Source organism: Pontiella sp., assembly GCF_041622395.1.
In the GTDB taxonomy this organism is placed as follows: domain Bacteria; phylum Verrucomicrobiota; class Kiritimatiellia; order Kiritimatiellales; family Pontiellaceae; genus Pontiella.
The window spans coordinates 1-8,221 of sequence record NZ_JBFJYW010000177.1 but is presented as its reverse complement, the minus strand read 5'-3'; the positions used below and the strand labels follow the sequence as shown (position 1 = coordinate 8,221).

Annotated in this window: 6 protein-coding genes; 5 read left to right on the top strand and 1 reads right to left on the bottom strand. The window is 62.2% G+C overall.

Features of this window, described 5'->3' with window-relative positions:
• Positions 1 to 104 precede the first annotated feature (104 nt).
• The gene (locus tag ABYO54_RS10865) at positions 105 to 2,291 is read right to left on the bottom strand and encodes an alpha-galactosidase (RefSeq protein ID WP_372808272.1); all 2,187 of its coding nucleotides are present in this window, start codon (positions 2,289 to 2,291) and stop codon (positions 105 to 107) included.
• Between the two features lie 180 nt (positions 2,292 to 2,471).
• Here ABYO54_RS10865 and ABYO54_RS10860 point away from each other — a divergent pair, with 180 nt between their 5' ends.
• The 5 genes from ABYO54_RS10860 to ABYO54_RS10840 form a co-directional block, all read left to right on the top strand.
• Complete coding sequence (locus ABYO54_RS10860; RefSeq protein WP_372808271.1) at positions 2,472 to 4,133, top strand: GspE/PulE family protein; 1,662 nt, start codon at positions 2,472 to 2,474, stop codon at positions 4,131 to 4,133.
• Entirely contained in the window at positions 4,130 to 5,818 is a 1,689-nt protein-coding gene (locus tag ABYO54_RS10855) for a GspE/PulE family protein (protein WP_372808270.1), read from the top strand. The genes ABYO54_RS10860 and ABYO54_RS10855 overlap by 4 nt, the downstream gene beginning before the upstream one ends.
• Before the next feature lie 34 nt (positions 5,819 to 5,852).
• Complete coding sequence (locus tag ABYO54_RS10850; RefSeq protein ID WP_372808269.1) at positions 5,853 to 7,115, top strand: type II secretion system F family protein; 1,263 nt, start codon at positions 5,853 to 5,855, stop codon at positions 7,113 to 7,115.
• Positions 7,116 to 7,149: 34 nt separating this feature from the next.
• Positions 7,150 to 7,554 (top strand): sirohydrochlorin chelatase, encoded by a 405-nt coding sequence (locus ABYO54_RS10845; RefSeq protein WP_372808268.1) that lies wholly within the window; start codon positions 7,150 to 7,152, stop codon positions 7,552 to 7,554.
• Between the two features lie 52 nt (positions 7,555 to 7,606).
• Positions 7,607 to 8,221, top strand: a 615-nt coding sequence (locus tag ABYO54_RS10840) for an alpha/beta hydrolase family protein (protein ID WP_372808267.1), incomplete at its 3' end; no start/stop codon positions are given.

The following is an 8,221-nucleotide window of genomic DNA, read 5'->3' as shown; positions in this document are numbered from 1 at the left end:
TCGGCATCGATCTCGCCTCCGGCAAATTCTGGGAGCGCGCCATCGACCCGATCCGCGACGACTACGAGCTTTTCCAGCAGTTGCTGGACGACGAATAGCGCTGGCTACCGCACGGCCTCCAGCAGCACGGCGGCACTGTCGAATTGACGGGTGAATTGCAACGGGATTCCGTCTTCCATCCAGGCTTTGCCGCTTTGGCTGGGTTTGCAGCCTGCGGCCACGCGGGGCCGCTTGTCGCCTTCGGGAAGATTGACTTCCGTGCAGCGGTACATGCGTTCGGGATCCAGCCCGGAAACCGGGGCGGAAAATTCCGCCGTCTTCGCGACGCTCCCGGTCTGATAGGCCAGCACCAGACCGCGCGTTTGATCTTTCGACACATAATTCATCGAGGGCGTCGCGGAATCGAACGGATGCGCATGGCGGTATTGGTCGCCGAGCTGGACGATATCGCGGACCTGTTTATAGGTCGCGATGCCCACCCGGCATGCGTCCAGATAGTCCGGCGTACATTTGCGCGTATCGACTTCCATGCCGAGCTGCGCCATCATCGAGACATCCACGCGGAACTTGGGTTCGAAGCCCTTTCCCTTGTGGGTGACGTGGGATGTGATGGTGTTCGCCGGAAGGAAATTCGAAAAATTCCACTGTGCGCCGAGCCAGTAGAGCGGGTCGGTATCGTCGCTCGGCCAGAAGGTATGGCTGTAGCGCAGGGCCCCGAGATCGGCCCGTCCGCCCCCCGCGGCGCAGGCCTGAAAATCGACGTTCGGATGTTTTTCCGTCAGCGCCCGCATCACCTTCAGGTAACCGTCCATATAGGCATTGAGCAGGTCCCCTTGGCGTTCCGGTGCCAAGTAGGGCGAGTAGCCATTGTTGATGTTGGAGTTGGCGTCCCACTTCACGAAGCGGATGCGCGGATATTTCGTCAGCACCCGATCCACCGCGTCGAACATGAATTTCTGCACGGCGGGATTGGCCACATCCAGCGCCATTTGAGTGCGCTGCTTGGAAAAGGCACGATTCGGATGGCGCATCACCCACTCCGGGTGCTGCTTGAACAGCTGGCTGTTTTCATTGATCATTTCCGGCTCGAACCAAATCCCGAACTCGATCCCCAGTTGATCCGCGGCCTTCATGACGGCATCCAGTTCATGGGGGAACCGCTGCGAATTAAACTGCCAGTCGCCCAGCCCGGAACGGGTATTTACGCGCGCTTCTTTGCCGTTGCCAAACCAGCCGTCATCCAGAACATAGAGTTCGATGCCGAGTTCGGCGCTGTCTTTCATCATTTGAATGATCGCATCCTCGGAGACCTTCAAGCCGCAACCTTCCCAGGAATTATTATCCACGAGGCGGAGTCGTTTGCCATTCGCCAGAAAATGGTTGCGCGCCCAATCGTGCAACCGACGGCTGGCCGGGCCCTTGCCCTTTCCGCTGAGGGTAAACACGCAGACGGGCGACGCCGCGCTTTGGCCGGCCTCGACCACCGGCTGCCCCGGCTGATTCACCCCGATGCCGGTCTCCAGAATCTGCGTGGAATTGATTTCAAAACCGAAGCGGCTGCTGCCCGTCCAATCGAGCGCGGCGATCATGCACGGCCCTTCGGTTTCATGGGGTTGCTGGCCAAAGCCCAGGACAACGGCCGGGACGGGCCCGTGTTTGTGCCGGTTGCCGTCGCGGCTTTCCAGCAGGCGCGTTCCCCGGCCCAGTTGCTCGCGGATGGGATACCCCGCCGTATCCTTCTGGTCGCTTGCATACCACTCCAAAAAGATCGGCGTCTTCGCATCGGCGTGCCAATACATGGCATCGAGCCGCGGTAAACGGATGGGCTGGCCCAGACCGTTCTTGACCACCTGCCACTGCTCGAAAACATCCACCTCCGCATACGCCCGCAGATGCAATTCGACCTCCAGCGGATAGACTTTATCCCGCAATTGAATCACGAGATGCCGGACGCCGGGCCGCTCTTCTTTCACGGCATGCGACTGATAGACCATTTCGATTGCGCGGTCGCCGTTCGGAAGCCGCCACTCGATGGGGCCCGCATAGCGCGGACCGTTGTTGTTGCCGGCGGGCTCGGCCGCCGGCTCGAAGGGAAACAGCCGCCCGCCCAGCGGCGATGTCCACGAACCATCCCGCAGCCCCACGGCCTTCAGCTCCAGCACGTTCGCTTTCGTCACCGCATATTCAACGCGCAGATTCGCCGTTTCCAGCTTGATCCGCTCATTCGCGCCCCAAGCCACCGGCAGCGCCATGCCCACAATCACCGCGCAATAAACCCATCTCTTTCCCATGCGACACCTTCCTTATTATTAGCAACAACCACAATGTCGGCAAATGTGCAACGGCTCAACATCATTTTGCCGCCGATGAAGCCCGGCGAGGGGTTGAGTCGATTGACAAAGCTCCGGCACCTGTGCGACGCTTTCGTTTCATGGAAAGGGCATGGTGAAGCGGTGCGGAACAATCCATATATGGCGAAAATCCTGAAGGAACGGCTCAGCGACGAGTTGGTCGATGCCGCATTGCAGGAAGCCGCTCGGCGGGGCATGGATCTGCTCGATGTGCTGGAGGAAGCCGGGCACGACAAGCCCGCGCTGTTCGCCTTCGTTGCCGAACGTTTCGGCATGGAGACCCTTGCGCTCTCCGGCACCTACCCCGCGCCGGAGGCGGCCTGCTTGATCGACCCCGACGTTGCCGTGCGCTACCACGCGGTTCCCGTCCGAAAGACCGGGAACACGCTGACGCTCGCCATCGGCAACCCGATGGACATCGAGACCATCGACACCCTGCGCTACCTCTTCAAGGAACCGATCGAGGTGTTGGCCGCGCTGCCCGAACAGGTTTCCGCCGCGCTCGGCCGGCTCTACCCGCAGGTGGACGGCGGCATGGAAACCATCCTCCACCAAATGGACGACGAAGAGACCCGCCGCGCCAACGAGGAAGGCTCGGCGATCGGCATCGAGGAAACCGCCGATGGCGAAGAGCCGATCATCAAGCTGGTCAACCTGCTGATTCTCGAAGGCTTCAAGCAGCGCGCCTCCGACATCCATCTGGAACCGCTCAGCACCACCTTCCGCGTACGCTACCGGATCGACGGGACGCTTCGCGAAGTCGAGGGGCCGCCGCGCCGCCTGCACCCCTCGGTCATCAGCCGCATCAAGATCATGGCGGGCATGAAGATTTCGGAAAAACGCCTGCCGCAGGACGGGCGGATCGAAATCCGCGTGATGGGCCGCCACCTGGACCTACGCGTCTCGGCCATCCCGACCAACCACGGCGAAAGCATCGTGATGCGCATCCTCGACAAGCAAAACCTGCTGCTCGGCCTGCCCAACCTCGGCTTCCACCACGACGACCAGCGCACCTTCAAACGGTTGATCCAGTACCCCGACGGCATCGTGCTCATCACGGGGCCGACGGGCTCCGGCAAAACCACCACCCTCTACGCCTGCCTGAACGAAATGAACAAACCCGACCGCAAAATAATCACGGTCGAGGATCCGGTCGAATACCTGCTCAGCGGCATCAACCAGGTGCACGTGCGCGCCGATATCGGCCTGACCTTCGGCGCCGCGCTGCGCTCGATGCTGCGGCAGGCGCCGAACATCATCATGATCGGGGAAATCCGCGACCGCGAGACCGCCGAGATCGCCGTGAACGCGGCGCTCACCGGGCACCTCGTACTCAGCACCCTGCACACGAACGACGCACCGAGCGCCGTCACCCGCCTGGCCGACATCGGCGTGAAACCGTTCTTGGTCTCCTCCTCGGTGCGCGGCATCATGGCGCAACGCCTGGTGCGCACGGTCTGCGACCACTGCAAAACGGCGTACGCCCCGACCGAAGCCGAAACCAAGCTGGTCGGCGGCGTGGCCCACCTGTGGCGGGGCGAAGGCTGCGCCAGCTGCGGCCAAACCGGATACACCGGCCGCAAGGGCATCTTCGAACTGCTTAGCGTGAACGACCAGATCCGACAGATGATCTATGCCGGCGCGACCTCCACCGAGCTGCGCGCCCAGGCCCGGGAAAGCGGCATGCGCACCCTGCGCGAAGACGGCCTCCGCAAGGCCGCCGACGGCATCACCACCGTCAGCGAAGTGCTGCGCGTAACCATGAGGGATGAAAAGCAATGATCGTGCTGCACCAACTGGTTGAAGAAGGTCGCCTCTCCAAAGAGCAGGCCGATGCCATCCACGAAGAGCACCGGACCCTGGGCCGGCCGGCCAAGGCCATCACCATTGAGCAGGGCTACGTCGACGAATCGACCTACCTCGAAACCGTTGCCCGGATACTGGAAACCGAGCGGATCGATTTGGCCGCACACCCCATCCCGCCCCGCATCGCCAAGACCGTCCCGGCCAGCATTGCGCGGATGTACGATGCGGCTCCCGTCCGGGCCGAGGGCGACACGATCATCTTCGCCGTGGCCGACTGGCCGAGCCCGGCGGTAACCGACGACATCGGCTTCGTGCTCTCCAAGCAGGTCGGCTATGTCGTCGCGACCCAGCAGGAGGTCGACGAAGCGATCATCCGGCTCTACGGCGAGGAGAGCGATTCCATCAACGAACTGCTTTCGGCCCTCGAGTCCGACATGGAGGATGCCGGCAGCCTGATCGAACTGGGCGACACGGTCGATCTGGCCGACCTCGAACACGCCGCCCGCGCCACCCCCGTGATCCGTTTCGTGAACCTGGTGCTCTACCAAGCCGTGAAAGACCGCGCCTCCGACATCCATTTCGAGCCGTTCGAACACGAATTCAAGATCCGCTACCGCGTCGATGGCGCGCTTTACGAAATGGCGCCGCCGCCGAAGAACCTGGCGTTGCCGATCATCTCGCGCGTGAAGGTGATCTCCGGGCTGGACATTGCCGAATCGCGCCTGCCGCAAGACGGGCGCATCCAGCTCAACGTTGCGGGGCACTCGATCGACTTCCGCGTCTCCACCCTGCCGACCCAGTTCGGCGAAAGCGTGGTGTTGCGCGTGCTCGACCGCTCGAACGTCCAGCTCGACCTCGACAAGATCGGGTTCCCCGGCGATATCCACGGCTTTTTTCTGGACGACATCAAGAAACCCAATGGGATCGTGATCGTGACGGGCCCGACGGGCTCCGGCAAGACCACCACCCTCTACGCCGCCCTGCAGCACATCAATCGGATCGAAACGAAGATCCTGACGGCCGAGGATCCGGTGGAATACGATGTCGAAGGGATTATCCAGTTGCCGATCCGCGAAAACATCGGGCTCACCTTTGCCGCGGCGCTGCGGTCATTCCTGCGCCAGGACCCGGACGTGATCATGGTCGGGGAGATCCGGGATCTCGACACGGCGCAGATCGCCATCCAGGCCTCGCTCACCGGGCATCTGGTCTTCAGCACGCTGCATACGAACGACGCAGCCGGCGCGGTGACCCGCCTGATCGACATGGGCGTGGAACCCTACCTGATTGCCTCGACCCTCGAAGCCGTGATGGGCCAGCGCCTGGTCCGCACCATCTGCCCCGACTGCAAGGTCCCCTACCGCCCGGACGACGCCGCACTGGCCTTGCTCGAACTCGACCGCCGCCAGATAGGCGATCAGCCCTTCTACCGCGGCGCAGGATGCGCGGCTTGCAACCATTCCGGCTACAGCGGACGCCGCGCCATTTTCGAATACATGCGGATCAACGACGCCCTGCGGCTGGCGATCATCGAGCGCCAACCAACGCTCGCGCTGCGGAACAAGGCCATGGAACTCGGCATGCGCACCTTGCGCGAGGATGGCATCCGGTGCATCCTCGATGGCTGCACGACCGTCGAAGAAATCATCCAATACACCTAGTGAGAAACCCAAACGTGAAAGTCGAAAGAGCGGCATGCCCAAATTCAAATACATAGCCCACGATATCAACGGCGCAGAAAAAACCGGGACCGTAAACGCGGCGAGCCAGGCGGCGGCCACGACGCTGCTCAAGGGCAAGGGCCTTTTCCCGACCGAAGTCCGCGGAACCGATCTGCAGATTCCCCCCGCCGGAAAAAAAAACAAAGTGCGCGGCAAGGGGATGGATCTGGAGATTGCCCTGCCGGCATCGCTAACCGTCGTGCGGCCGAAACAGCTGATGGTGCTGACGCGCCAGATGGCCACCCTGATCCGTGCGGGGCTTCCGCTGCTGCGCAGCCTCAAGGTGCTGGAACGGCAGGAAAAAAATGCCGCTCTGAAAAAAGCCGTGCGCGAGATTGCCGATTCGATCGAGGGCGGCAGCAACTTCGCCGATGCGCTGGCGGCGCATCCGCGGATCTTCAACAAGCTGTACATCAACATGGTCAAGGCGGGGGAAGCCGGCGGCCTGCTCGACGTTGTGCTGGAGCGGCTGGCCACCTACATGGAGAAAGCGCACAAGGTCCGAAACACGGTTGCGAATGCCATGGCCTATCCGCTGGTCGTCCTGCTTGCTTCGTCGGGCATCATGGTGTTTCTGATGGTGGCGATCATCCCCCGGTTCGAAAAGATTTTCGCCGACATGCTCGACGGACGGTCGTTGCCCCCGCTGACGCAATTCGTGCTCGGCGTGAGCGAGCGCGTCATGCACCAGTGGCACTACGCAGTGGCCATCATTGCGGTGTTCGTTGGCCTGGGCGCCATTCTGAAACGGTTCCGTGCCGGACGGGTTGCGATCGATTCGCTCAAGCTGATCGTTCCGCTCTTCGGCAACCTGATCCGCCTGTCGGCGCTGGCGCGGTTCGCCCGGACGCTCGGCACGCTGATGGAGTCGGGCGTCCCGGTTCTACAGGCGCTGGGCATCGTCAAGGAAACGCTCGGCAACGAGATCGTGGCCGACGCCATCCAGGAGATCCACGACAATATCAAGGAGGGCGAACCGATGGCGTCGCCGGTGGAAGCCAACCGCCTCTTTCCGCCTATCTTCGGCGGGATGGTCGAAGTCGGAGAGGAGACGGGCGAGCTGCCCGCCATGCTGTTGAAAACGGCGGATATGTATGAGGACGAAGTGGATAATGCCGTAGCGCGCCTCAGTTCGTTGATCGAACCGACCCTGATCGTGCTGCTGGCGCTGGTTGTCGGGACAATTGTGATTGCCATGTTCCTCCCCATGGTGTCTATTATCGGTAATCTGAGCTAGCGGAACAGCCGTTGGCGCATCCTCAGGAGACACCATGAGAGCACTATTGATTGTCGCCCACGGCAGCCGCCGGAAGGAATCCAACGAAGAAGTCCGCCGCCTTGCGGCACGCATCAAGGAAAACGCGGGCCCCGCGTTTTCCGAAGTTGCGAGCGCGTTTTTGGAGATTTCGAGTCCCCAGATCGACTCGGCGGTGGCCGATCTCGTCAAGGAGGGCGCGGAAGAGATCAAGGTGTTCCCCTATTTTCTGGCGGCGGGCACCCATGTGGTGGACGACATTCCGAAACAGATTGCGGAAGCCGAAGCAACCTATCCCGACGTTCAATTCGAACTGCTGCCGCATCTCGGCGGGCTGCAAGGCATCAGCACCCTGATCCTCAACCAAGTCTACCACGGGACCCCGCTCAACCCGGACCTCGCCGCACTGGCAACCGACTAGCCGGCAATAAAGATCCGGTGCCTGCGTTGTTTTCCTTTTCACAGGAGAAACGATGAAAACGTGGATACTCGCCGGATGCGCCGCCCTCGCCGTTCTTTCACCCGCAAACGGGTCGTATGACCCACTGGCGATTACGCAAAGCAACAGCCCGACGCCGCTCGATCTCGTTGTGAAGGACGAGACGCGGGGGCGTTCCATCCCCGTGCTGGTCTATTTGCCGGAAACCACCAACGCGGCCCCGGTCGTTTTGTTCAGCCACGGACTGGGCGGTTCCCGCACCGGAAACGCGTATCTCGGCAAGCACTGGTCTGCGCGGGGGTATGTCGCCGTCTTCGTCCAGCATCCGGGAAGCGACGACGGCACCTGGAAAAACGCCGCGCCGCGCGACCGGATGAAGGTCCTGGAAAAGGCGGCGAGCGGCAGCAACTATCTCCTGCGCGTGAAGGATATCCCGGCGGTGCTCGACCAACTCGAGACCTGGAACCAGGAAAGGAACCACGCGTTGCGGGGACGCATGGATCTGGAGCATATCGGCATGTCGGGCCACTCGTTCGGCGCCGTCACCACCCAGGCCGTGAGCGGCCAAACGGCGGCCGGCGGACGCCTCTCCGCCACCGATGCGCGCATCAAGGCGGCCTGTGCGTTCAGCCCCAGCAGCCCCCGCGCG

Coding starts and splice junctions, on each gene's coding strand:
- ABYO54_RS10865 (WP_372808272.1), bottom strand. CDS start 2,291: ATGGGAAAGAGATGGGTTTATTGCGCGGTGATTGTGGGCATGGCGCTG.
- ABYO54_RS10860 (WP_372808271.1), top strand. CDS start 2,472: ATGGCGAAAATCCTGAAGGAACGGCTCAGCGACGAGTTGGTCGATGCC.
- ABYO54_RS10855 (WP_372808270.1), top strand. CDS start 4,130: ATGATCGTGCTGCACCAACTGGTTGAAGAAGGTCGCCTCTCCAAAGAG.
- ABYO54_RS10850 (WP_372808269.1), top strand. CDS start 5,853: ATGCCCAAATTCAAATACATAGCCCACGATATCAACGGCGCAGAAAAA.
- ABYO54_RS10845 (WP_372808268.1), top strand. CDS start 7,150: ATGAGAGCACTATTGATTGTCGCCCACGGCAGCCGCCGGAAGGAATCC.